Origin of the sequence: Vibrio sonorensis, from assembly GCF_001854765.1 — a bacterium.
GTDB lineage: Bacteria > Pseudomonadota > Gammaproteobacteria > Enterobacterales > Vibrionaceae > Vibrio > Vibrio sonorensis.
In genome coordinates this window covers 165098-190013 of the sequence record NZ_LJJE01000063.1, presented here as the reverse complement: position 1 = coordinate 190013, position 24916 = coordinate 165098, and the positions used below count along the sequence as shown (strand labels likewise).

Annotated in this window: 15 protein-coding genes and 3 pseudogenes; 10 read left to right on the top strand and 8 right to left on the bottom strand. The window is 44.5% G+C overall.

Annotated elements, in window-relative coordinates:
- Positions 1 to 130 precede the first annotated feature (130 nt).
- Entirely contained in the window at positions 131 to 2104 is a 1974-nt protein-coding gene (locus BLO31_RS11050; protein ID WP_070966021.1) for an acetoacetate--CoA ligase, read from the top strand.
- Positions 2105 to 2180: 76 nt separating this feature from the next.
- Here the strand turns inward: BLO31_RS11050 and BLO31_RS11045 are convergent, their stop codons facing one another.
- Positions 2181 to 2762: a class I SAM-dependent DNA methyltransferase gene (locus BLO31_RS11045; protein WP_070966018.1), complete on the bottom strand. Its 582-nt coding sequence runs from the start codon at positions 2760 to 2762 to the stop codon at positions 2181 to 2183.
- Positions 2763 to 2922: 160 nt separating this feature from the next.
- Here BLO31_RS11045 and BLO31_RS11040 point away from each other — a divergent pair.
- Positions 2923 to 3800 (top strand): annotated as a pseudogene (locus tag BLO31_RS11040) (LysR family transcriptional regulator).
- Positions 3801 to 3987: 187 nt separating this feature from the next.
- Positions 3988 to 4881, top strand: coding sequence for a cation efflux transmembrane domain-containing protein (locus tag BLO31_RS11035; RefSeq protein ID WP_070966014.1), 894 nt, complete (start codon positions 3988 to 3990; stop codon positions 4879 to 4881).
- Between the two features lie 51 nt (positions 4882 to 4932).
- Here the strand turns inward: BLO31_RS11035 and BLO31_RS11030 are convergent, their stop codons facing one another.
- The gene (locus BLO31_RS11030) at positions 4933 to 7293 is read right to left on the bottom strand and encodes a Lon protease family protein (RefSeq protein ID WP_070966011.1); all 2361 of its coding nucleotides are present in this window, start codon (positions 7291 to 7293) and stop codon (positions 4933 to 4935) included.
- A 211-nt stretch (positions 7294 to 7504) separates the two neighbouring features.
- Between BLO31_RS11030 and BLO31_RS11025 the strand changes: the two genes are divergently transcribed.
- Both BLO31_RS11025 and BLO31_RS11020 read left to right on the top strand, forming a co-directional pair.
- Positions 7505 to 7999 (top strand): hypothetical protein, encoded by a 495-nt coding sequence (locus tag BLO31_RS11025; protein ID WP_070966008.1) that lies wholly within the window; start codon positions 7505 to 7507, stop codon positions 7997 to 7999.
- Positions 8000 to 8011: 12 nt separating this feature from the next.
- A pseudogene (locus BLO31_RS11020) lies at positions 8012 to 9630 on the top strand (ABC transporter ATP-binding protein).
- A gap of 56 nt (positions 9631 to 9686) precedes the next feature.
- On the opposite strand, the gene BLO31_RS11015 reads toward BLO31_RS11020, so the two are convergent.
- Both BLO31_RS11015 and BLO31_RS11010 read right to left on the bottom strand, forming a co-directional pair.
- Positions 9687 to 10586 carry a LysR family transcriptional regulator gene (locus tag BLO31_RS11015; RefSeq protein ID WP_070966005.1) on the bottom strand — a complete coding sequence of 300 codons (900 nt, stop codon included), beginning with the start codon at positions 10584 to 10586 and terminating at the stop codon, positions 9687 to 9689.
- Between the two features lie 125 nt (positions 10587 to 10711).
- Entirely contained in the window at positions 10712 to 11140 is a 429-nt protein-coding gene (locus BLO31_RS11010) for a VOC family protein (protein WP_070966002.1), read from the bottom strand.
- Between the two features lie 199 nt (positions 11141 to 11339).
- Between BLO31_RS11010 and BLO31_RS11005 the strand changes: the two genes are divergently transcribed.
- Together BLO31_RS11005 and BLO31_RS11000 are read left to right on the top strand one after the other, a co-directional pair.
- Positions 11340 to 12101, top strand: coding sequence for a hypothetical protein (locus BLO31_RS11005; RefSeq protein WP_070965999.1), 762 nt, complete (start codon positions 11340 to 11342; stop codon positions 12099 to 12101).
- Positions 12102 to 12155: 54 nt separating this feature from the next.
- Positions 12156 to 12776: a lipase family protein gene (locus tag BLO31_RS11000; protein WP_070965997.1), complete on the top strand. Its 621-nt coding sequence runs from the start codon at positions 12156 to 12158 to the stop codon at positions 12774 to 12776.
- A gap of 80 nt (positions 12777 to 12856) precedes the next feature.
- Here the strand turns inward: BLO31_RS11000 and BLO31_RS10995 are convergent, their stop codons facing one another.
- The gene (locus BLO31_RS10995) at positions 12857 to 15607 is read right to left on the bottom strand and encodes a M16 family metallopeptidase (protein WP_070965993.1); all 2751 of its coding nucleotides are present in this window, start codon (positions 15605 to 15607) and stop codon (positions 12857 to 12859) included.
- A gap of 358 nt (positions 15608 to 15965) precedes the next feature.
- Here BLO31_RS10995 and BLO31_RS10990 point away from each other — a divergent pair, with 358 nt between their 5' ends.
- The 3 genes from BLO31_RS10990 (at position 15966) to BLO31_RS10980 (ending at position 19485) form a co-directional block, all read left to right on the top strand.
- Positions 15966 to 16304 (top strand): ArsR/SmtB family transcription factor, encoded by a 339-nt coding sequence (locus BLO31_RS10990; RefSeq protein ID WP_070965990.1) that lies wholly within the window; start codon positions 15966 to 15968, stop codon positions 16302 to 16304.
- 68 nt (positions 16305 to 16372) lie between these two features.
- A complete protein-coding gene (gene arsB, locus BLO31_RS10985; protein ID WP_070965988.1) occupies positions 16373 to 17428 on the top strand; it encodes an ACR3 family arsenite efflux transporter in 1056 nt (351 codons plus the stop codon).
- Positions 17429 to 17625: 197 nt separating this feature from the next.
- Positions 17626 to 19485 carry an FG-GAP repeat protein gene (locus tag BLO31_RS10980; RefSeq protein WP_070965985.1) on the top strand — a complete coding sequence of 620 codons (1860 nt, stop codon included), beginning with the start codon at positions 17626 to 17628 and terminating at the stop codon, positions 19483 to 19485.
- Here the strand turns inward: BLO31_RS10980 and BLO31_RS10975 are convergent.
- From BLO31_RS10975 to BLO31_RS10965, 3 genes and pseudogenes are all read right to left on the bottom strand, one after another.
- Entirely contained in the window at positions 19482 to 20354 is an 873-nt protein-coding gene (locus BLO31_RS10975) for a mechanosensitive ion channel family protein (RefSeq protein ID WP_070965982.1), read from the bottom strand. The genes BLO31_RS10980 and BLO31_RS10975 overlap by 4 nt on opposite strands.
- 78 nt (positions 20355 to 20432) lie before the next feature.
- Positions 20433 to 21302 carry an OmpA family protein gene (locus BLO31_RS10970; protein WP_425425289.1) on the bottom strand — a complete coding sequence of 290 codons (870 nt, stop codon included), beginning with the start codon at positions 21300 to 21302 and terminating at the stop codon, positions 20433 to 20435.
- Between the two features lie 46 nt (positions 21303 to 21348).
- Positions 21349 to 24872 (bottom strand): annotated as a pseudogene (locus BLO31_RS10965) (hypothetical protein).
- Between the last annotated feature and the right edge of the window lie 44 nt (positions 24873 to 24916).

Sequence of the window (24916 nt, the reverse complement as noted above, 5' to 3'; positions counted from 1 at the left end):
GTAACAATTATTTTACATAACTGCGTTTTCTTCTTATTTTTCAGCAATATGATTATCGGTAAAAGTTTGACTTTAGCTAGTTCATCATCAAGACTTATTTAAGGCATTAGGATCATACCGCGAGGACGTCATGGAAGACTCTCTACCGCTTTGGGTTCCAAGCAAGCAACGAATCGAAGACTCCAATATTCAGCAATTTATCAAACATATAAATATGCAAAGCGAGCATATAGACAATTTTGAAATGCTCCATGATTGGTCAATCAAAAACAAAAAGCACTTTTGGTTGGAGATTTGGCAGTTCTGCGATGTGATCGGATACAAGGGCGACTGCATTCACGGGGAGGCCATTGCCAAATGGGGTGAGTTTTACTCCAGCCGTGACACTATATGGTTCCCTCAAGCTCAACTCAACTATGCAGAAAATCTACTCTCTTACGCATTCCAAGCACCAGATGAAATTGCAATTTGGTTTAAAAACGAAAGAGGCCAAAGCCGAAAGATAACTTGGCAACAACTTTGCGACCAAGTCTCGGTTCTGCAGCAATGGCTTAAACAGAACGGTGTCGAGCGCGGTGACGTCGTGGCGGGATACCTACCCCATATGCCTGAAACTATCGTTGCCATGTTAGCCACAACCAGTTTGGGCGCGATGTGGACGTCAACTTCGCCAGACTTCGGGGTCGACAGCGTTATTGAACGCTTTGGTCAAGTCAAACCCAAAATACTGTTTTGCTGCAACGGCTATTCGTTTGGTGGTAAAACTCACATGATGGAAGAGAAAAACAGCCAGCTTGTTCACGCTATCGACAGTATCGAAAACACTTGTCAGATTGACTATTTACAGACAGGTGGCAGCGACACCTTTTACAACGAATCCTTTTCTGATTGGGAAGCCATTTTAGCCAGTTATATTCCCCGCGGACTGCGTTATGAAAGAGTTGCCTTTAATGACCCTTTGTTTGTTCTCTATTCATCGGGAACAACCGGTAAGCCGAAGTGCATAGTTCATTCAGTAGGCGGAACAATTCTCAATCATTTAAAGGAACATCAACTGCACTGCGACGTTCAACCAAAAGATCGAGTATTCTACTACACAACTTGCGGTTGGATGATGTGGAACTGGCACGTCTCCGCGCTAGCCAGTGGCGCAACACTGGTCATCTACGACGGCAGCCCTATGTACCCTATGGCGGGCTGCCTGTGGGATCTCGCAGAAGAAGCGGAAGTGACCTTGTTCGGCACTTCCGCTAAATATATAGAAGCGTTAGAAAAAGCTCGCTATGACCCCTGCCAATACTATTCGTTAACCCACCTCAAAACCCTTTGTTCTACTGGTTCGGTACTTTTCCCAGAGCAATTTGATTTTGTATATTCAGCGATAAAAGCGGATCTCCATCTTGCATCAATTTCAGGTGGCACCGATATTTGCGGGTGTTTTGTACTAGGTAACCCCATCTCTCCAGTGTATCGAGGAGAATGCCAAGGGCCGGGATTAGGTATGAATGTACAAGCCTACAACAACCTTGGGGTTGCCGTTGTCAATCAAAGGGGAGAGCTCGTCTGCTTAAACAGTTTCCCAAATCAACCGCTAGGTTTTTGGCACGACGACGGCGAACGCTATCACAACGCGTATTGGAGTCGTTTTCCAAATACGTGGCATCACGGTGACGAAGTGAAAATAACGCCAAACGGCGGTATGGTGTTTTACGGACGAAGCGACACGACATTAAACCCCGGTGGTATTCGCATAGGTACAGCAGAAATCTATCAGCAGGTGAACCAATTAGATGAAGTGTTAGACAGTGTTGCTGTTGGGCAATTGGTGGATGGCGATGAAATTATTGTCCTATTCGTAAAAGTCGCACAACACTTGGATTTTGATGAATCCATACAAGAGAAAATCCGTAATCGTCTTAAAAACCACTGTTCACCCAGACATGTACCCGGTCGTATTTATGCAGTAAGCGACGTGCCTAGAACTAAGTCTGGCAAACTGGTCGAACTTGCCGTAAAACAGGTGGTGCATGGGCAGCAGGTCGTGAATCGAGGGGCCATCGCCAACCCCGAAGTCTTAGATGAGATTTCTGAACTGTTTCGCTAAACCCTATCTATTCCTTTGTTGATCATCGAAAAACCCAGCCTAGGCTGGGTTTTGTATACAAAAAGGAAATCAAAGACTACTTTTTGCCAATCCCCATGACCACATGCATTTCGCCATCAGGTGTATTTACAGAAAATGGGGTAGTGACCTGAACCTCAGAAAAGCCGACGCTGGTCAATACGCGCTTGACCTTAGATTCGGTGAAACCACTGCCTAGGTTGTCACTGTCGACTAACCAATCCCAGTGAACAAACACGCCGTCCTCTTCCAAAATACTAAAAACAATATCGGCAATATCAGCAAAGTTATTTAAAAACCCACACACCGATGAGGCAACAACGAGATCAAATTGACCGCGGAACGCGGGATGCATAGCCACCAAACCACGTGTGAGCATGTCTACCACTGGTTCAACATTGTCTAACTGTTTGGTGTCTAACTGCTCGATCATCGATTCTGACGCATCGAGAGCTACGATATCTTTTGCAACAGGGGCCAGCTTTTCACTTAGTAACCCTGTTCCACAACCAAAATCGAGTACGTGCTTACCTTTCACATCGTACACTTGGCGTAGTGACTCAAATACTTTGGCTGCGTACTCTGCGGTCGCTTCTTGATTATCCCAGTCCGCTGCAAGAGCATCCCAATCAATTGTCATCTTGATCTCCCTATAACATTTTGCACTTGGCATCTGCCCCAAGAGTAAACCAAAACCTATGTCTCTTCATAGCTTTATCCCTAATAAAACGGACAATTGCCCTTTTTTTGGTTAAGATTCTTTCAATAAACGATTGCGTCTCATGGATCAAAGCTAGCCTATGAACTTAACTCAAATTGAAGCCTTCTGTTCTATCGCGGATACCGGTTCTGTATCGGAGGCTGCTCGTCAGCTAGAGTGCAATCGAACCAAACTAAGCATGGCAATAAAAGCACTAGAAAAAGAGCTCGACATAGAGCTATTTGTTCGCTCAGGAAATAATGTAACGCTTTCCGAAGCGGGAAAAGCCATCTATAAAGATTGCCAGTCCCTATTAATTACGACGTCCCGAATACGTCAGACCTGCGCCCAAGTTCGCGGGGAGTTTAACGCAGAAATATGGATAGCGCGTGATGACTCCCTTCCCGACGACATGTGGCAGGAGTTAGCGCACCGGATAAACGACAAGTTTCCCGCCACCTCGTTTAACATTGTTCTCGCGTCTAGCGGTGACTATCCAACCTTGTCATGACACATCAAGTAGACTTTGCCTTCGGTGTCGATTACGAACGAATCGACGATCCTCACACCGTTTCTCATCCTCTGGGTAAGATTCGAATGATGTCAGTATGTGCAAGCAGTAATCCATTGAGCAAAAAGAACCGAGTCACCGACGAAGATCTGAGAGGTTCAATGCAAGCGCTGATGGTTTATTTAAGCGAAAAAGACAACCCTGAACTAGAGCCTCTTTCTAATCGTCATATTGGTTTTTCTAGTTTTGATTACATGCTGAGCACCATACTGACCGAAAATGCTTGGGGCGTTCTACCTGAGCCTTTAATTCGCCATCTTCTGCGCAAGCAAGAGTTAGCCGTTATCAAACACACCTACGGATTAAACCAAGAAGACTACTGCATGTTTACTGCTGTAGGCATGAATGAACACCCAGCCATGACTTGGTTAGCCGATCAATTAAACGAATATTTATTCGATTTTTAACCTCTATACTGGCTAAATATCAGTCAGCGTCAAAAATACTGGCACACTATAATCACTGTAAGATACTGTAATTAAAAGACTTTGCTAATAATTGTACATGCACACCATTCCGGAATGGCATACTTTCATTGTTTAATTCTGCTCATATGCGAACAATAGAAAGGTGTTTATCGACTATGAGTCCTGTATGTGTGCCAATACCAGCAAAAATGAAAATAGAATCTTAGGCTTCTCAGCGCTTTTAGCATCAGGCTTTGCGGTTGGAGGGCTGGTACTTGGATTACTGGTTGGTTCATTAGTTATCGTTTTTGATGGCGTTTACTCTTTAGTCAGTCTGCTGTTAACTTTATTGTCACTTGCGGTCTCAAAATACATTAGCGCGCCTTCTTCAAACTATTTTCCCTTTGGTAAGGCCGTACTAGAACCCGTGGTAATCGCTATCAAGGGTAGTGTTATTCTACTTGTTGTTAGCTATTCTCTTTATTCCGCCGTCGTCGCCATGTTCAATGGTGGTCGTGAAGTCGATCCTTCGTTAGCCACTCTGTTTGGCGTTATCAACGTGCTCGGTTGCGGTTATGCTTGGTGGTACATCGCCAGAAAATCTAAACGTTTCTCGTCTGGCCTTATCGATGCTGAAGCTAAACAGTGGCAAATGGACACTTTGCTAAGCGTTGCGGTGACATTGGGTTTTGTTGTTGCTTGGTTAGTGTCGTTATCCCCTTTTTCCGCTTATGCGGTTTATGCCGACCCGATCATGATGATAGTCATGTCTTTTTACTTTGTTAAAGTGCCAGCCCAAATGGTCATCGATTCACTTAAAGAACTGTTAATGATGAGACCGAGCAAGGAAATATGCAGTGCTGTAGACCATGAAATCCTTGAGGCTGATCGAAAGCTAGAGCAAGACATAGAACTAGTGGGTGTTACGAAAGTTGGAAGAGAACTGCGCATTAATATTGACGTTCATACCAACAAAAAACACATTGAAATTGCTGAATTGGAAAGAGCGCGTAAATCCTTGAGCAAAAAGCTCGCTAAGCTCTCCCTTGATGTGCAGCTTACAATGAATATCGCCAATTAAAAAAGTCCGGTTTATCGCCGGACTTTTACTTTGTTCACCCAAAAAACAAATTTACTTTCTCAGAGCGTTTAGCTTGGCCTGTGCAATTCCAAATATCGTATCGATTGGATAGCTCCCTTCATCGCTAGGTGTACCAGCAGGTTTACCTGTAAAGAGTTCTATCGCTTCGGTAACGTGGTCAATAGCCCAGATTTGGAACTCCCCTTTTTCGACCGCTTTAACCACATCAGGCCTTAACATCAAGTTGTGCATATTGGCCCTTGGGATCACCACACCCTGATCTTTGTTCCTGCCTTTGATAGTACAAACGTCAAAGAAGCCCTCTATTTTTTCGTTAACGCCACCAATAGGCTGGGACTCCCCGAACTGGTTCATCGAGCCGGTAATGGCGATATCTTGTCGGTTTGCTTGCTTTGAAAACGCAGACACAACCGCGCAGAACTCCGCCATACTGGCACTGTCGCCATCCACACCACCATAAGATTGCTCAAAGGTAATGGTCGTCGTCAATGGCACTCGTGCGGTTTTGCCAAATACCGAAGACAAATAAGCAGTCAAAATCATCACCCCTTTCGAGTGGATACTGCCACCTAGGTCGACACTGCGCTCTATATCGATAACCTCCCCTTCACCGTAACAAGTCGTGGCGGTGATTCGGTTGGGCGCGCCAAACATATATTCACTGGTACTCAATACCGAAAGAGCATTCACCTGACCTATCGCGCTCCCTTCGGTGCGAATGAGGGTGGTGCCATTAACAAAGCCTTCCATCACGCTGTCTTTCAGACGACTGACTCTTAGCTCTTGGTTGCTCAGCGCCTCTTCAACATGGCTTTGTCTAATCATGTTTGAGTTGGCTTGCCGCGCTACGTAATTAGACTCGCGGAGTAAGTTGGCGATGTTAGCAGAGTGCAATGACAGTTTATTTTGGTCTCCGGCCAAGCGAGAACTGTGCTCAATAATACGAGCTATCGCCTTTCTGTCGCAGTGAAGCATGTTATTGTCATTCACAACACTAGAGATGAATTTCGCGTACTGCAGTTCAGCATTGTCATCGCGCTTCATCTCATCTTCGAAGTCAGCCGTCACTCTGAACAACTCGCTAAACTCTGGGTCGTAGTGCTGCAGTAATTGGTAAGTGCGATAGTCACCGAACAGGATAATTTTGATTTTTAAAGGTATTGGCTCAGGATCTAGTGAGACAGTACCCGTCAGCGTGACTTCTTTTTCTAGCGAAGTAAAACTTAGGTGCCTTGACCTTAGCGCGCGCTTTAGACCATCCCATACATACGGCTGCTCTAGCACCTTCTGGGCGTCCATCAGCAAGACACCACCGTTAGCTTTGTGCAGGCTACCCGCTCTGATCAGGGAGAAATCGGTAAACACGGTGCCTTTAAAGGTTGCTGTTTCAATATATCCAAACAGTGAGTGGTAGTTGGGGTTCTCTTCCACCACGATTGGGAAGCTTTCATCTTTTCGGCTTACAAGAACGTTAACTTTGTACCTTCTAGGCAGTTTTTTGTCTAGTGAGGCGGTCGCTATCTCACCTTGCTCATTACTTTGCTCTAAGAAGATATCAGCATTTTCAACGATATCTTTTTGCAAATCGGTCAGATAACTTTTGATTTCCGGATAAGGCGAATAGTCGACCTTAAGTTGCTTGATAAAGTGAGTAATAACATCAAGCGTTACGTCATCGTTGAGCTTTTTAATTTTCTCGCTGTACGCCTCTTCCCACTCGGTAAGTTGCCTTACCATAGATCGCAAGCGCACCTCTAGCTCGTCAATACTGGTACCGAATTTTTCTTGTTCTTTTTTGCTCAGCGCATCAAAAGAATCTTCAGTATGGAGATCTTCACCATTCATAGCGACAAACTGATAGTCGCCTTGGGACGTAATGGTTAAGCTAATATCTTTGGTTTTCGCTTCTTTACTGATGTTTTCTAATTCAGTCTGCTGTTTCTGCTCTAGCTGCCCTTTGAGTTTATCGGCACGGCTGTAATAAAGTTCGTTGTCGAAGGCAAGTGGCATCGCTTTAAGTAGCTTCGACATTAATTTTTCAATATCTTGCCTCAATCGCGTACCGACACCAGAAGGTAGCTTAAGCACCTTGGGAGTCCGAGTATCTTCGAAGTTGGCGACATAACACCAATCATAGAGAGCGTCGCCATCGTGTTTATGGCGATTCAAATAACGCAGTATCATGGTACGCTTACCCAGCCCATTTTGGCCGATAGCGTAAATGTTGTACCCTTTTTCCTCTATGGACATAGCAAACTCAACGGCTTTCTGAGCGCGCTCTTGCCCGACAATTTCGTCTATTGGAGCCAGTTCCTTAGTTGACTTACTCTCCAATTTTTCTAGCTGCGCACTATGATAGAGCTGTTCAGCTTTCAGTTTGTTTATCGCCATCGCCCTCTCCCCATCCGCTTACTTTGTTGTTGGTTATTTTATGAGTGTAGTTTGATTTCATTTACATTTTAGTGACTTACAGCGTAATTGACACTAAGTGTTCAAATATCGTTCAATTTCGAAGCAAAAACTAACATTTAAATGATAATTATTTGCAATAGTTAATGAATTGCATTTAAATATCAGCGTTTGTTTTTGCGGAGTTTCCTTCATGGATTTACAAGAATGCTGGTCACATTATCTAAAAGCCGAACAATTGCTAGAACAGGGGCATTGGCCTGAAGCCCATTACCTCTACGAGCAGGTATTAGGATACATGCCCGGCCATATTCACTCTGCAATTAGTGATGAGGAGACCAAACCTTGTCAGTTTGCATGTCTACTGACGGGTTTAAGAGACGCCACTGTTTCTCAATCGGAGATCCTAAATCGTTTAGGACAACAGCAACGAGCTTTCGATGCATTAAACCAAGCTTATGGCTTGCTGCAATTTATCTCCCTTGAAACAGGGTCTTTAATCGATTCCACTGCCACCGTTCTTGAGAAACATAGTGAAGACCTGTTACGCCATATGGGTGCATTTTGCAGTGCCCAGCGAAACGCCGAATGGATGTTAGAGTTTGAACACGTTCAGCGCGCTCATCATCATTTCTCGTCACTTAAGTACCAAAACGCGGGGGCGCAAGAAGCCCACGTGATAAATTGATAAGGAAGTACAATGTCACAACCAATTCTATCTGTTCGAAATCTTTCGGTCAGTTTTACCACTAACGACGGTATTGTAGATGCCGTTAAGAAAGTTGAGTTCGACCTTTACAAAGGTGAAACCCTAGCCATCGTTGGTGAGTCGGGTAGCGGAAAATCAGTTTCCACAAACGCATTGATGCAGCTTTTACCGGGCAACGCGATTATTCGTGAAGGTTCAAGTGCGGTTTTTGAAGGTAAAGACCTTATCAATACCCCAGAAAAAGAGATGCTAACCATACGCGGTGACCGTATTGGTATGATTTTCCAAGAACCAATGACGTCATTGAACCCTTACATGAGAGTGGGTATCCAAGTAGCGGAAGCCATCATGTGCCACCGTAACGTCAACAAAACGGAAGCGAAGAAAAAAGTACTAGAACTGTTCGAACTGGTTCATTTGCCAAACATCGAACAGGCCTACACTAAGTATCCTCACGAATTTTCCGGCGGTCAGTTACAGCGTATTATGATGCAATGGCGCTAATTAACGAACCAGACATTTTGATCGCTGACGAACCTACAACAGCACTGGACGTAACAGTTCAGGCCGAAGTACTGCTTCTTATCAAAGAGATCCAAGCAAAGATGGGGATGGCAATCTTGTTCATCACTCACGACTTAGGCGTAGTTAAGCACTTTGCCGATCGCGTTATGGTGATGTGTAAAGGCGATGTAGTTGAAGAAGGTATTTGTAGCGAGTTGTTCGCCGCTCCTCAGCACGACTACACCAAGATGCTAATCAACTCTATTCCAAAAGGGGCAAAAGACCCGATTGATGAACACGCGAACGACTTGCTAAAAGCCGAAGATATCCGCGTTAAGTTCCTAGTGAAATCGCACTTTATTAAGAGCCAAAACCAGTATTTCGAAGCGGTCAAAGGCATTTCTCTTGAACTGAAGCAAGGGGAAACGCTGGGAATCGTAGGAGAGTCCGGTTCAGGTAAATCGACCTTGGGTAGAGCCTTGATCGGACTGCTGCCATGCACGGGTAGCATCCACTTTAAAGGTCGTAACGTTGCAGTACTGAGTGATAAAGAGCGCTTTGAGCTTAAAAAAGACATCCAAATGGTATTCCAAGACCCATATGGTTCGCTTTCTCCAAGAATGACAGTGGGCGATATCATCACTGAGGGACTAACAGTTCACCAGCCAGAAATGAAAAAAGCTGAACGCATGCAACGCGCGCGTAAGGCTTTGGAAGAAGTGCGCCTAGACCCGAATTCAATCAACCGTTACCCACACGAGTTCTCTGGTGGTCAACGACAGCGTATCGCGATAGCAAGAGCCCTAATATTGGAGCCATCGTTTATTCTTCTCGATGAGCCTACCTCTGCACTTGATCGCTCTGTTCAGCTAACGGTAATAGACCTGCTTAAAGATATTCAAAAGAAACACAACATTGGTTTCTTGTTTATCAGCCACGACCTCAGTGTAGTAAAAGCCCTTTCGGACCGAGTTTTGGTGATGCAAAAAGGCGAAGTGATGGAACAAGGTTCTGCTGAAGAGATCTTCCACTCACCGAAGAGCGATTACACTCGAAAACTGATTGACGCGTCATTCGATCTAGACGAAGAAGTTGTCGCTGCTTAATAACGTTAAGTATCAATAAGAAAGAGCCGCTGATAATAAACAGTGGCTCTTTTGCGTTAAAAATAGTGAGAAATAGCCAAGTATCGCTGTTTGATATGTTCAATTAACAGCCTGAGCTTGTTTGGCGGTTGCCGCGTAAAGGGGTATACCGCGTATATGCCCAACTTTTTTCCCACTTGCTGCGGGAAAATATCCACTAGCTGACCATCTCGAATATCGTGATAGACAAGGCATCTTGGCACATAGGCGATACCGTGCCCCCCAAGCGCTGCTTTGCGCAGAGCCGTCGCATTGTCCGTCGAAAAGCTACCAGAAACTTGTACGATATAGTTCTCTTTATCACCTTTAAACTCCCAATCCGCCGCTCCAGTGGTTTGGTAGGCGTATTGAAGGCAGTTATGCGTTGTTAGATCCTTTGGAGTTAGCGGCTTTCCATTTTGAGCCAGATATGACGGAGACGCGCAAACTATCCATTGTGAATCCAAGATATGGCGAGCGATCATGGACGAGTCTTCTAAATAACCCGTTCGAATTACTAAGTCATAACCCTCTTCAACCAAATTGACAAAGCGGTTCTCTAAAGACATATCAACACTTAAGCCGGGGTGTTTATTGCAAAATTCTGCAACGGCATCGGCGAGAATAAGGTCACCGGAAATCGTCGGCACTGACATTTTAATGTGGCCGCTGATGGCTTCACCGTATCCAGAGACCTTGTCTAACGCTTCTTGAGTCGCTTGTTTGACGTTCTTAGCGCCGCTAAGTAGCGCTTTACCCGCTTCGGTTAACGTCAATTTCCGCGTCGTTCTATAAAGTAGTTGCACCCCAATTTCTTGTTCAAGACGGGCAACCCTTTTACTCACAACGGAGTTGGTCAAGTTATTTAACTCAGCAACTTTACTAAAGCTGCCAAGCTCGACCACTTGGGCGAAAAGAATAAGATCATCTGCGCGCATAAGATTATTAAATACTTGGAAAGAATAGCTTCTATTATTTCTAATTCTTAAAGATAAAAAAAGGGCTATCTACCCGTAGTGAGAGCCCCTACCCTTATTAAGTCATTTCAACCAGCAGAAAGACACTATTCAATCACTAAACTGCCGTCATCGTTAAACTGCCAACTATCTGCATAAGCTACTTCCCACAAATGCCCATCGGGATCAGAAAAGTATCCACTGTAACCGCCCCAGAATACGTCTCCAGCGGGCTTCACTATCTTTCCACCCAAACGTTCCGCGCGTTGCAACAAGTCATCCACTTCAGATTGAGTACGCGTATTGTGCGCAAGCGTCACCCCTGAAAAACCTTTTGTCTTCGATGCGTACTCACCACCAATATCTTTACCAAGCGCTTCTGCGGGATACAGTGCTAAACAAGTACCGCGGGTTTTAAAAAAAATGATACCGTCTTGCGGTGATTGGGACGACGTTAAACCCAATGCCGTGTAAAACTCATAAGAGCGCGCAAGGTCTGACACGCTCAAGGTAATAATACTCACTCTTGGTTCCATATTGACATTTTTCCTTTAAAACAAGTTGTAATTAACTGTAATTATTAAAGTTTAGTCTATTTCCAGTCTCTTATACCTAAGGCTATTCACAAATAGTGGAAACAATTTGAAATACAATAAAACAGCGTTCATAATAATCTCCTGACATTAGTGTTCTAGTCTTGACACAGCTTTTACTAATTAACTTTGAGAACTGTGTATGAACAACATTAAACTTTCTGCACTTTGTGCCGCTATTAGCCTTCCTCTTCTTACGGCGTGTGTTACACCGGGTGAGGACGATCCAAATGCTTTAACTAAGCAAGGAGCCGCTGGAGGAGCCTTATTAGGGCTTACTTTAGGAGCATTAACCGGCGAACCTGAACTTGCGGTTAAAGGCGCCATTGCGGGAGGCGTTACTGGTGGTGTCGCTGGCGCAGGGGCAGACATTCAAAACAATCGCGAAAACATTCGCGACGACAATCGCAACGATGCGCTTAGCAAAATAGGTAACAGCAGTCACAACCAGACTGCTCTGAGCAACTGGAGTGAACTAGACAACTTTGTCGGTGAGTGGAACGTCAACATTCAGAATCACGGTAGCCACGAGTCTCAGCTCAATGAACTAAGTGCTGTCGGCTCTTTGGCAAAAACAACACAAGCAGACGTAGCGATAACCAACCAGCACGGTATAGACCTAACTGCACAGTTCTCATTTACCCCTGAAAAAGGTTACCAACTGGCCGTTGCCAACAATGCAAAACAGGTTGATGTCAACTTTGCGGGAGAATTTAACGCCAATAGCAATCGCTATAACTTCTACCCTACAAATATAAATGATGTTATATATCAAGACATTGCAACTGCAGATACGCGTTTGGAATTGAGTTTCGCCGGACAGCAAGTATGGACCCTAACGTCTTACGCATTTTTAGATGGACAAGAACAGCCACTTCAGAGTTTCCGCTTTACGCGCATTTAGAATACAAAGTGCACACTCTATAGGAGTGTGCCTTAACTTTTCAGGGAGAGAGGTATGAAAATCGTATTGCTTCACGGTCTATATATGCACGGTATCGTCATGCAGCCCCTTAGTCAGAAGCTACGTAAACTTGGTTATATTAGTCAGGTTATCACCTACAACACACTTGCCATTGATGAAGAGAAGGTTTTTCGCGCTATAGACAAAGCGATTGACCCGAGTATGACCAATGTGCTGGTCGGCCATAGTCTAGGTGGGTTGATGATCAAACACTACCTAGCCCAACGCAAACCTTCTGTCGACCTTATTTCTCACGCTGTAGCCATTGGTTCACCTCTTCAAGGGGCGTCAATTGTCCACCGACTTCAAGATCTAGGACTTGGTGCTATTTTGGGTAACGCCACTGACTATGGGCTGGAGAATCACCAAGACGAATGGTGTTACCCCCAAAAGTTGGGCAGTATTGCTGGCAATGTTGCTTTAGGTGCTCGCCCCATACTAATGATGGAAAACGATACTCTTTCTGATGGCACGGTGACAGTAGAAGAGACTCGAATTCAGGGGATGACAGACCACATTATCACTGGCCAAACCCATACCAGTATAATCTACAGTCGCTTTGTTCCAGAACAGATAGACCACTTTATCCAGCACAGTAGCTTTCAACACGAATAAAACGCCGTAGAATCAAGTTAAGTAAAAGCAGATCTGTAAATAATAAAAAAGTGGCGAATGCCACTTTTCTATTTGCCGTTTTACTTCGTCGGCGTAAAGATGTATTTCGAAGTCATGCTCCCTTCTCCAAAACTCTGATCAATGCGCTTCTGAATATCATTTAACGTAATGGTCGGAATCGATGTTTCGACATTGGTGATAATATCTAAACCATAACCATGAGTCAGATATCGAGCGTAAAACCAACCTCGCTGGATGTAGTCGTTTTCCAAAGGCAAAAGATCGGCCACCAACTGCTTAGAAACACTATCGATTTCTTGTTGAGTGACACCCGCCAGTAGGTCGGTAATAACTTTATCCATCGCGTTCTCAAGCGTTTCTAATTTATCGTTTTCTACTCTCGCTTCGAAGTACCAATCATTAATTGGTTCACCATCAAAGCGCAAAGAAAATGCCGCCGGAGCGTAGTCCAAGCTTTTTTCTTCACGAACGAATTTATCAAGCCTCTGTGTCAACACGCGAGACAACATATCATCGACGAACGGGGTTATCGCACCGGGATAAGGGGCGTCGGGTTGGACCACTCTCATCACGTAAACCGTATTGTTTTCGTTGTTAATTGCAGAGGTAATTTTTGGCTTTATCTCGTCTTTAAATCCAATGTTAAGTGGCCTCTGCTCAGCTATTTCAAACTTAATGGGAGCGATGTAGCGCCTTAACGCTTCAGCGATGTCTGCTGGATCTAAATTGGCGATAACAACCAGCTTTTGATTGTGGAACTTACCAAATAACTCACGGTGTGTTTGCCGTATTTGATCGCTCATTACTGAATAAATTTCAGCACCAGACAGTAACCAATGCATACTGGAATCTCGATAAGAGTTACGGTTAACCGTTTGGCCTATTTGGCCTTCAGGCGACTTCAAGTACTGCGTGCGATTGTCGTAAAACTCTTTCTTCGCTTTCTCTACCTGACGATCATCGATGCGAATATGAGCCGATGCATTGTAAATCGTCTTAAACGCATCGCCGATTTTGTCCGCTGGAGAAGTAACTTCAAAACCGTGAGATGTGTAGAAAGCAAACGGATACAGTGCGATACCTTCCTTGCTTAGATAGCTGTCCAGCTCTGAGCCATCAAAATCACCAAGGCCACTTCGCGAAATTACTGTCCCAGCGACTTGTAACGAGGGATAAAGCGCCTCAGGTAGCGCGCTTATTCCACCCTTGGCCGAATAAACGGTATAGGCTTGATCTCCTGCTTTTTCATCTCGCTCGTACCAAACTTCAATACCGTTTTCTAGTGTCCACCGATAAAAGCCATTCTGTTCACTGGCCGCAACTATTTCTCCAGTAACCGGTGGCGATTCAAGCCCAGAGTCACTCACCTTAAAAATTAGCGGTTTTTTACCCTTTTCCGCTAGCGTTTGCTTTAACATTGGCAGCGCTTTTTCTATAGCCTCTATACTCTCCTTAGAGTCCGCCGCCATGTGCCAACTCGCTTTAGTGCTCAACAAGCTCTTTAGTTGCTCATTCACTTTTTCCAGTTTTGCTTTGGCAATAAAACTGCTAAGTGTTGATTTGTAGCCTTCTTTCGATTGTTTGATTTGGCCATAGCTTATGGTTTGGATTCGGTTATCGGCATGCGTTTCCGCTGAAATCAGATCCCAATCAGTGTCCAAGTTATCTAGCTCTTGCTGCGAACTCGTTAACACACTATCTAGCTCCAATTGAGAAACGCCGTGATCGCGCAGTGATGCCAACGTGTGTAACAGAAGTTCTTGCGCCTTATCTCGCGATTCCGGAGCAAAACCAAGGTGTATCAGATGGACGCGATCTAGCTCCATGCTAAACCAACTGACGTCCATACTGGCAAGTGGTATCGAGGAGTCGTTAAAAACGCGACTGATTCTTCGGTATATCAGGTCATTGGACAGGCTATCAAACATAGACTGATGCACTGAACTTTCATCGTTGACCAAATGCGTTCCACGTGGGATCAATAAATCTATTGTTGATGGCTCATTAACACCTGCGTGGGCAACAAAATCTTGGTAGTTGATCGCAACAGGTGCTTTCGCTGGTAGAGTTTGTTTTGCGTCCCCTTTCCAACTCTCAAACTTTGCTTTAATCAAGGCTTCTACTTCTTTCGCGTCGACACCTCCAGTGACCACAATATGGCTTAGGTGTGGCTGATACCAATGCTGATAAAACGCCTTTAGAGATTCAGACGTTGCCGCTTGTACTATCGCTTTTGTTCCTAGTGGGTCTCTATTTTCTAGGGCGGAGCCCGAGATCAAATCCTGGTACGATTTATCGATAAACGATTTTTGTTCTGGTCGAGAGTGTCTAAACTCGCCAAAAATTACGCCTTTTTCTTTCTCTACCTCTTCGGGCGCAAAAGTGAGTCCATCAGAGATATCACGCATCCAGAGCAGACCTTTATCCAACTTTGATTTGTCAACGACTTCAAGTTTGTACACCGTCTCTTTGTAACTGGTATACGCATTGATATCGGCGCCAAATGACGATCCATTTTGCTCAAAGAGTTTAAGTACATCGTTGGAAGTAAAATGTTTACTACCATTGAAAGCCATATGCTCAACAAAGTGAGCGTAGCCCTGCTGCTGCTCTGTTTCCACCAGCGAACCAACATTCACAAACAAACGGATAGAGACGGGCTTCGACTCCAGTGGATAGATATGATATTTCAATCCATTATCTAGTTCACCTTGAACCCATAATGGACTGGGAGTTAGCGGCTTAGCGTCATCTTCGACGCTACAGCCAACAGTAACAAATAGTAAAAGGCCCAATAGTAATGTGCGCATGTTCACCTACTTAGAAAATATAAAGCTAGATTCGACTATCGTTTCTGGTGTTAGGCCAGAAAACGAAGATTGAGAGTAAAACAACACCTCTAATCGAATACTAAGTTTGGGTAGACCAAAATTGATTGAACGTCTAGTGGCTTCTCTGTGACTCGCTTGTATCGATACTGAACAAACTGAGTGTTAAGGCCTTCATGAGACCAATTATTATCCTGCAACTCATTGATATACATTATTTAACTACGTTCATCAACAAAAAAGACATCAAGGAACTGACGCAAGCGCGTGGGTGACAAGGTTGAAAATCCAATGAATCAGAGTATCCTTTATCGCGATTCGACGATTAAGGATTGAACTTATGAGCCAATGCCAAGTAACCGATGATTCCATTTTCAAAACTGATGCAAACTGCATCCAACAAGAAGAGGAACTAGCGGCAAAAGCTAAAGCCCTATCTCATCCAGCGAGAGTTCGGATCTTGCGTATTCTAATTGCCATGGATAAAGCCAATGGCTGTCTGAATGGCGATCTGGTTTCTAAACTGGGTTTGGCGCAATCAACAGTGTCAGAACATTTAAGAATTCTGAAACAAGCGGACTTTATAATTAGTGAGCCTAGGCCCCCTAAGGTGTGTTATCGCATTAATCGCAGTGAAATCCATGCCTTCGAAAAACTGTTGGCCAGCACACTTAACTAAACAGCAAATTTCGGACTTTAAACGACCTGATTAATCGTATATCGACGATAAGCAATAGAGAATTCAATATGCAACAATCCCTAGCCCAAAACGCCAGCTCAAAGATGAGTTTTCTGGACCGTTATCTAACCGTATGGATATTTATCGCCATGGCTATTGGCGTCTCAATCGGTGCAATGTTTCCACAAGTCGCAGATTGGAATCAGGCCGTCTCAATTGGCTCGACAAACATACCCTTAGCCATCGGACTTATCTTAATGATGTACCCACCCCTTGCAAAAGTGAACTATCGCCTAATGGGGCAAACCACACGAGACAAAAAAGCCATTTCCCTGTCTTTGATAATGAATTGGATAGTGGGGCCAATCCTAATGTTTGTGCTCGCCTTATTGTTTTTAGGTGATAAACCGGGCTATATGGTGGGGATTATTCTTATCGGCTTGGCACGCTGTATCGCCATGGTTTTGGTATGGAATGATATAGGCGGGGGAAATAAAGAGTATGGCGCCGCACTCGTCGCCATTAACAGTGCGTTTCAAATTCTCACCTACAGCGCAATGGCATGGTTGTTTATCACCGTACTTCCTCCCTATTTTGGTTTTCAAGGTATTGAAGTCGACATCTCTATAGGTGACATAGCGAAAAGCGTTGTTATCTATCTTGGTATCCCCTTCCTAGCTGGCTACCTAAGCAGAAAGTGGTTAACCAAAACCAGAGGAGAACAGTGGTATGAAGAGGTGTTTATCCCTAAGATTTCACCCATTACCTTGATCGCTCTATTAGCCACTATTGTTTTAATGTTTAGTTTGAAAGGCGATATGATTCTCGAACTTCCATTAGACGTGTTTAGAATTGCCGTTCCGCTGACCATCTACTTTGTGGTGATGTTCTTTATCAGCTTTATTGTCGGCCGAAAACTGGGAATCGATTACGATAAAAATGCTTCTATTGCCTTTACTGCAACAGGTAACAATTTTGAGCTCGCCATTGCTGTCGCTATCGCCGTGTTTGGCATCCATTCTGATCAGGCATTCGCCGGTGTGATTGGACCGCTTATCGAAGTACCTGTACTGATCTTCTTAGTCAATATGGCCCTTAGAATGAAATACCCTTCACAAAGATAACAGCAGGGGATATACCTAGACTAATGCGTTGCCCAGTGTGGCGCCATTTTTTCCCAAAACGCTTAATAAAACCTTCCTTCCTAATCACCGGTTTCATCAATACAACTGCCACTCTTGTTTATTGTTATTTAGATATGCCAATTACATTCCTACCAAGAGCTGACTACTCTGCGTTATTTCTAACAACGGTAATTAAAATGGCATTGACGATTTCACAAACCAAAAACTTTGCTTTGATGTTGGGTATCAGTGTAGTTGCTTCCGCTTGCAGCGACAGTTCAACCCCTTTTAATCTAGGTGAAGAAAACAGCCCACATGCGGATAACCAAGCAGAAGATCAACAAAACGATTCCAACATTGAATCTTTCGTATTACCTGCCTTTAACTTTCGTTCGCTCACCATAGAACAGGACGGTACTGTAAAAGCAGACTGGGAAGACGTGGAAGCAGAGGGGAAAAGTGTTGAATACACACTATGCCAAGCCAATCCAGACGATCACGAGGCGTGTATCTATCTTGGTAGTGTGACTGATGCCTCCGAGCTATATATAAAAGTGAACCCTCTTCCCCTGATTGATAGCAAGATGTTCGTCATCGCAGAGGCAGGCGGGCAACAAGCATCGTCTAACCTCTATTCAGTTAACTTCGATTCTAACAGCCTCAATAGCATGATTAAGCAAATAGAGTTGCCCAACAGCAGTGACAACCAATATATGGGGTATTCGGTTGTACTCAGTGCGGATGGTGAAACACTCGCCGTCGCTGCACCCGGCGAGCGCTCTAACGGCTTAGACCCGTTTGATACCAGTCTAACTTTGGCTGGAGCGGTTTATCTGTATAAACGTCAAAATAACGAATGGCAAAACATCGACTACATTAAAGCGCCTTCACCACAAAATGATGATTGGTTTGGCTATCGAGTAGCATTAAACGGCAACGGCAGTACTTTGGCCGTTTCCATGCCCAGAGATCCCAACCTAAACAATCAAAAAGGAAGTGTCTTTGTTTATCAGTATGAAAAACACAACGATACGTGGCAACGAAGTGTCAATCCACCTGCTCTTATCCAACCGGAAAACTCTGCAAGTGATACAGAAAATGCTTTCGGCGAGTCCATTGCATTAAGTGGAGATGGCACAACCTTAGTCGTCGGTGACCCCGCGAGCAGAAGTAACTTGGTTGGAGACAAAGATGTGGTTTACATCTTCCGCTTTGATGAAACAAACGCTTTGTGGAAACAAGAGGATTTCTTTCAATCTAACGACAACATGAACATTGGTGGTAGTAGCGGCGGTTTAAACCCAAACTCCTCCGATGCCTATGGACAATCTGTAAGTTTGAACTGGGATGGAAATTTACTCGCAGTTGGTGCACCTTGGGAAGATTCCGCGTCTACAGGTATTGGTTCCGCACGAACAGGTACTGCGACAAACTCTGGAGCCGTTTATCTATACCATTATTCCAATGGCCAGTGGGATAAGTCCAATGAGATCTACGTTAAAGCGTCTAATGCAAGTGTGGATGAGTTTTTTGGCTTTTCGGTCAGCTTGAGCGGCGATGGCGAAACTCTAGCGGTGAGTGCTCCATTGGAAAGCTCTGATGCAAAAGGAGTTAATGACAGTGCTGCTACAACAAAAACTGGTGTACCCGTTGGCGCGGTTTACATCTTTAGGTACCAAGGGAATAACTGGTACCAGACCGACATAATAAAAGCAAAAGAACCCGAACTGTTGGATCAATTTGGTGCAGATATCTCTTTGAGCTATGATGGCGCCACATTAGCTGTAGGAGCGATTGGTGAGAATTCAGACACCACTGGGATAAACGGCGATACTACTCTCAATACGTCATCAAAAACAGATTCAGGGGCCGCTTACCTGTTTCGCTTTAACGGTGGTAACTGGCAACAAGTTGCTTTCTTAAAAGCGCTTCAAGTAATAGATACCAGCAGTTTTGGAAACTCAATCAGCCTCTCGGATGACGGTAGCACTTTGGCCGTTGGTGCGCCTCACAAAGATAGCACCCACACTAACTCTGGGGCCGTCTTCGTCTATTAGTCGTTGTCATTAGCAACATCCATAGTTGTTTTACTGTTGGGAAATGTCGCTTCATACTGGGTCATAAAATCCTGTCGGATAAGGTGCTCCAAGTGAACGGCATTTTCTGTTGGGCAAAATATCATAAAGTGCACAACTTGCTCTCCCGTCGCCCCGCTTGAAATGTGGATATGAGGCTCTGCGCCGGGTAGATCCACACCTGCGTGCTTTTCGATGATAGCGTTGTATCGTTTTGCCACTTCACTGAAATAGTGGCAGTGTTGTTCAATTTTATTGTTTATACCCGGTAGCATTGGGTAAAGATTAACGAACTCAGGTACCACGATAGTGAAGTTGTGGTATACGTAGCGCTTCATAAAATTGAGATTTTTTACTGGATAGGAAAAAAACATGCTGTTGGGCAATGTGGCCGTTTTTCCCGTGTAGTGATAGTTGCCGTGATACAAGTCGATTTCTTGAATTACGGTCGCCATTAAGTTGTGCTCAATCACTTCACCGCTAAGTTTGCCCACTTCAATCCAGTCGCCAATGCGAAATGAGCGAGAACTGGCGCGCTGAATTGAGCCTGTAAAACAGAGTATGATCTCTTTTGAAGCTACCACAATTGCAACAGCAATCGCGGTCACCGATAGGGCGAATTCACTGATTTCAGACTGCCAAAGCATAAACAGTAAGATAACGGTAAAGGCAAACGTGCCATTTTTGGTACGTGACATCCACTTCCGCTGATCTTCAGTGACAAAGTCGACTTCGCCTCGTATTTTCCAGAGCGTTATACGGCGTATACCCGAAATTATCATTACTACAATGACGGTGAGTACGACTTTATGAGCAAGAAGAAAATCTATAACCGCTTGTACCTTCTCCATCCTCTACTCCTGTTACTTTTACTACTCTTCTGCCAAAACAGAGTTAATAGAGGGGACATTTGTGCCCCTTCCTAGTTATTATTGCTCCGAATTCGGTAACTCGCCTTGTTTAAAAACGATAAAGGCACGCCTATTTAAAGCGTTGGCTTCATTGTTTTGCTCTTCTATTACCGGATCCAGTTCGCCAAAAGATTTAACTTCCCATACATACTGGTTAGGATCTAGCCTGCTTTGCAAATAATGCAGCACAGATTCCGCCCTTTTTTCAGCCAGTACTTGGTTGTAACTTAACGCCCCTTGTAGGTCCGTATGACCAGCAATAAGTACGCGCCCCGTTAATCCCTGAAGATTTTGTGCGAACTCATCTAGCATAGGTTTATCTTGTTCTTGTAACACTGATTTATCAAAATCAAAATGCGAAGTCATAGAGACATACACTTTTCGCTTTGGTTCTGGTGATTTGCAAAGAGGGTTTTCTTGCTCCGTTTGCGTTTGCTCAAACACCACATAAGCGCGTCGATTTTCTGCGTTAGCCTGTTTAGATACACCTTGTACTATAGGCCTTGATTCTCCGTAGTACTTAACCTCCCAGTCGTAACGCGAAGCGTCTAAATGACTCTGCATGTATGCCTTAACGCTTTCTGCTCGTCGCAGAGAGAGCTGTTCGTTATAGCTATCACTGCCTTGGTAATCCGTGTGTCCAACAATGGCAATTTGACCGTGAAGATGTCGAATACTGTTAATCAGCTTGTCGATGGATGCCTTATCCGCTTCTTTGAGTTCAGACTTATCAAAATCAAAATGAGAAGCCATGGCAAAGTGAATGTCACGTTGAGGAACAATACACTCTTGAATCAGGAACTTTTCCACCAACGGATCGCCGAACTTGTCTCTGTTCTCTTCGCTGACGTAAGTGTCCGTTGAACAGCCGACTAGCGTAGACAACATCAAACCGATAACTATAGAAGCATTTACTCTTTTCACTTTCATTCCCTTATAGCTTGCCGACCAAGTTAACAAATACACCTCGTGCGTTGTAATCGTCATCGTTGGCTAAGTTACTGTCGAAACCAGAGAAGTTGTACCCAACGCCTAGTTTAAAGTTGTTGGTTAGGTGTTTGTTTATGGAAAGCAGTGCACCGTGCTCTAGCTCATCGTTGATCGTGTCTGTCTTCCAATGGTATTCCCCAGTAATGTCCCAAGATTTAATAATGTGGAAAGCCGCACTTAAGCCGTATAGATTGATATTGTTTTCCACACGCACGGTCGTTCCCGACTGGCGGTTGAAATCCTCTTGCTTGTCTTTATGGGCATATTTTGAGCTATATCCCAATGTTCATCAATGGAATAGATGCCTTCTAGCTCAATGATATGTGATTGTTCGTTACTGTAATCGACATCTCGGTCTAAGTTGTCTTGGTCAGCGATATAGGTGTAACGGGTAAGAAGGTTTAATCTGTCGTTAAACACGGGTCTGTATGCGAGACCCACTGTAGCCTCGATAAACCTTTCTAAAGTTTCATCGGTTTCTTTGCTCACCGACTTAGAAAAGTTGTACTTACCGAAAGCCGTGTACTCATCAGTTAGGTGCTGGGTATAGCGATTCGTGGTCACCCACTGGTCTATTCGGCGTTTTGAAATATCGACGTTTTCGTTGCCTATATCGACGCGATACTCCACCTTATTTTTAAAACTGACGTTGTCGATATCGATGTTAGTGGTAAAGGTAATGGCCTTTCTTCTCGTGACTTCGAGTTTGGAAGGGTCAATAGCGTTGGGCTTTTCAATTTTACCTTGCTGATAACCGATACCGAAATCGATATCGTCAGTCATGTCATAACCGAAACCAAACGAATCAATCCGACCTTTGCCATTGTTTTCATCGACAAACTGATTCTCTTGATAAAAATCGACATCGGAAGTCAAGTCAGCTCGTTGCCCAACGATAACGTCGTTTTTGCCCTCGTAGTTGTCATTGCTATAAGTGAGGTAGGTAGAATAATCTTGGGTCACATCATAAGTAGCTGTCGCTTCAGTCACTTCACCTCGGTCGCCGTGAGTGTACTCCCCTCCTAGTTTCAAGTCTTCCCATACTCGAAACTCAGCACCTATGGTTGCGCTGTCATTGTCTTCATACTGGTCCGTTTTATCGACGGTACTTTGTCCTTTGATATAAACGCTGTTATCACTATCCCAAATATAGTCTGCTCTTACACCTGCTAATGTTCCTTTGCCCTTTTTCCATTCTTTGTTGAGTTCGTCTATCTGCTTTCCTGCCACCGAGAGTTTGATGTGTTCGCTGACTTTAACCTGCGCTTCTACCTCCGCTTGCTGAGTATCGGTTTTCAGTGTTCTATCGACCTCTCGTTCTTCTATGTCGGTGTAGCGAGTGGCGAACGACACTCTGTCCGTCACTTGCAGACGCAACTCAGTACCAAATGACTCTTGCTCAACGTCGTCACTTTGACTGGCGTAGCTGTAGCCCGCATCTTTCGATTTGTACCAAGCCTTAACATCGTTGCCAACGGCCGAAAAGATCGTTGGAGCAAGATCGTACAGGTTTGCGACGGCTTTAATCTGAACAGAGTCACCTTGTCGTTCTTTTAAACCGTCCCCCACTGGAGAGAATGTTAAGCCGCCATCAAATGAAACATAGTTTGAGTCCGTTTGACGTCCCCTACTATGAGCGAACTCCCCTTTAATATAGGTTCCCTCTGTTGCTCGTAAGGTAAGATCAGTGCCATAAGACTCGTAATCTTGTGCGTCTTTTTCTTCCGTTGTGTAGTTTGCCCCCACACCAATGTAATCGTTCACCCATCCTTTAACACGACCACCATAACTCATTGAATCTCTTGCTTCTCGACCTTGAGGTACGAACTCATAATCGACGGCTAAGTAGTTTTCGTAGCCGTCAGCCGGATCATCTTCGATAACAGAACCAAAGTTGTCCGAAATAATATTGTTGAGTGGTCTAGTTAGAATGATTCGTCCTTGGTAGGGATCAATTTCGTAGTCTCGCCCAGACTGAAGCGGTACTTCTTTCTCTGAGATCCCGCTGTTTTTGTTAACCACTTTTAAGTAAACCTTGTCACTTCCCGGAACCACTTCTCCATGACGTAGGAAATAGAGAGAGCCACCCGTTCCCAGAAACTCATCATGAGCAAACGCAGACTCGGCAGAGGCTGCAAAACCGACCACATTGAGCCGATCGTCACCGAATTTAGTAGTAGAGCGAGTTCGGTAGTCACCTTTAAAACCGTATAGACTTCGGTTGTAGTCATTATTGTCTGTACCTGTGAGTCCGGTGTTGTAGTTCCCCCAAAGCAGTTGTGATTTGTCATACTGAATATCGGCGTAAACTTTACCTTTGGTATTAACCACTTTGTGAATGTTAGCACCGTCGCCGTAATCACCGTAGTAAAGCTCATCATCATCTTCCAATATGTCAAACACGTCCGAAGAATCTGACGCAAACGGATGCTTGAAGATATCTTTTATCTGTCCGTCTTTACTGTCAAAATGCGTCGTAATCCTTAGTTTGTCGCCAAACTTACCTTGTCCAAAATAGGCGATACGGCCTTGGTTATAAACATCACCGAGGTACTGCTCATTAACTCCAAGGGCCCCCGTATTACCTGTCACGCGGTTCTTGCCAATGTAGAAATCGGCTAAACCTGCTTGTGCATAGTATTCATTGGGGATACGGACAGAGAGAACAAACCGTCTTTCGTCACCACTATCAAACACCACTTTGGTAGGAAACTGATATGCGTCGGCGGGCAAAAAGCGCTCTGCGTACAGTTCTCCGTCTTCAACATCAAACTCGTCTTCTCCTATCACGACTTTGTCGACACCAACAAGACCCGTTCCTATAAACTTCGCCAAGCCTGCATTAGTGGGAATATTGTGGCGCATAAGCTCAGCTCGACCATAGGTCCGGCTGTTTTCTTCTTGTCCATCGTTGCGTTCAATTTCCACCGTGTCTGAGTCCGGCTTCACTAAGTCCATCACCCCGATAGTAGTGACATCCATGTTGCCATCTTTATCCCACGCTTTGAGTCGAAATTGCAGTTGCTTTCCACGTTGGAACGGGTATTCGACATCGGTTTTGCCATCCCAACTGATATCGTAGTCATTGGCGACGTCTGTTCCTTCCAAAACTCTCAATGGCTGAGATAAGCTACTGTCTTCACCGCGGTAGATCTCGATTTGATAGTGCGTAACGTAATAACTGTAGTTTGAACTAACGGTAAAACTCACCTCGTCAAGTAGTTTACCTTCTGCGACTTCAAGCTTGTCACCAACACTGACGTCTAACACTGGGTCAAAGCGGGTAATATCTCGGCTAGCCCAAATTGCACCTTGTTCTAGATAGATTCTAGAGTTATCAGCTTGTTTATGAGGGCTCACCTCTACGCCAGTGGTATCGTGATCCAATTGGTTTAGTTGGCTGGTATCTTTAGCCGCCGCTAACATGGGTATAGCAGCCAAAATGCAAATGGCCAATTGGGTTTTCATCAGACGCTTACCCGCTTTTGTTGCGCGACTATTTTTGCTTTTAT

What these genes read in the sequence shown, in the direction of transcription:
- BLO31_RS10980 (WP_070965985.1), top strand. Translation starts at nt 17,626, where the DNA reads ATGGCATTGACGATTTCACAAACCAAAAACTTTGCTTTGATGTTGGGT.
- BLO31_RS10970 (WP_425425289.1), bottom strand. Translation starts at nt 21,302, where the DNA reads ATGTTGTCTACGCTAGTCGGCTGTTCAACGGACACTTACGTCAGCGAA.
- BLO31_RS10995 (WP_070965993.1), bottom strand. Translation starts at nt 15,607, where the DNA reads ATGCGCACATTACTATTGGGCCTTTTACTATTTGTTACTGTTGGCTGT.
- BLO31_RS11035 (WP_070966014.1), top strand. Translation starts at nt 3,988, where the DNA reads ATGTGTGCCAATACCAGCAAAAATGAAAATAGAATCTTAGGCTTCTCA.
- BLO31_RS11045 (WP_070966018.1), bottom strand. Translation starts at nt 2,762, where the DNA reads ATGACAATTGATTGGGATGCTCTTGCAGCGGACTGGGATAATCAAGAA.
- BLO31_RS11030 (WP_070966011.1), bottom strand. Translation starts at nt 7,293, where the DNA reads ATGGCGATAAACAAACTGAAAGCTGAACAGCTCTATCATAGTGCGCAG.
- BLO31_RS11010 (WP_070966002.1), bottom strand. Translation starts at nt 11,140, where the DNA reads ATGGAACCAAGAGTGAGTATTATTACCTTGAGCGTGTCAGACCTTGCG.
- BLO31_RS11025 (WP_070966008.1), top strand. Translation starts at nt 7,505, where the DNA reads ATGGATTTACAAGAATGCTGGTCACATTATCTAAAAGCCGAACAATTG.
- BLO31_RS11015 (WP_070966005.1), bottom strand. Translation starts at nt 10,586, where the DNA reads ATGCGCGCAGATGATCTTATTCTTTTCGCCCAAGTGGTCGAGCTTGGC.
- arsB (WP_070965988.1), top strand. Translation starts at nt 16,373, where the DNA reads ATGCAACAATCCCTAGCCCAAAACGCCAGCTCAAAGATGAGTTTTCTG.
- BLO31_RS10990 (WP_070965990.1), top strand. Translation starts at nt 15,966, where the DNA reads ATGAGCCAATGCCAAGTAACCGATGATTCCATTTTCAAAACTGATGCA.
- BLO31_RS11050 (WP_070966021.1), top strand. Translation starts at nt 131, where the DNA reads ATGGAAGACTCTCTACCGCTTTGGGTTCCAAGCAAGCAACGAATCGAA.
- BLO31_RS11000 (WP_070965997.1), top strand. Translation starts at nt 12,156, where the DNA reads ATGAAAATCGTATTGCTTCACGGTCTATATATGCACGGTATCGTCATG.
- BLO31_RS11005 (WP_070965999.1), top strand. Translation starts at nt 11,340, where the DNA reads ATGAACAACATTAAACTTTCTGCACTTTGTGCCGCTATTAGCCTTCCT.
- BLO31_RS10975 (WP_070965982.1), bottom strand. Translation starts at nt 20,354, where the DNA reads ATGGAGAAGGTACAAGCGGTTATAGATTTTCTTCTTGCTCATAAAGTC.